1 pseudogene is annotated in these 230 nt (G+C 37.4%); it reads left to right on the forward strand.

The window, feature by feature from the left end:
- A pseudogene (locus AMO19_RS01910) lies at positions 1–230 on the forward strand (tRNA (N6-isopentenyl adenosine(37)-C2)-methylthiotransferase MiaB); the annotation flags it as partial.

Consider the following 230-nt stretch of genomic DNA (forward strand, 5'->3'; position numbering starts at 1 on the left):
TGATTCTGAGAGAATGGCTGGGACATTAGAGAAAATGGGATACACCAGAGCGGATAATGAATTAAATGCCGATTTAGTCTTGTACAATACATGCACTATTAGGGATAATGCAGAGCAAAAAGTTTATAGCTTTTTAGGAAGACAAGCAAAAAGAAAGCACAAAACACCTAGCTTAAAACTTGTTGTTGCAGGTTGTCTTGCTCAACAAGAGGGAGAATCCTTACTAAGAA

Origin of the sequence: Prochlorococcus marinus, from assembly GCF_001180245.1 — a bacterium.
Lineage (GTDB): Bacteria > Cyanobacteriota > Cyanobacteriia > PCC-6307 > Cyanobiaceae > Prochlorococcus_A > Prochlorococcus_A marinus_F.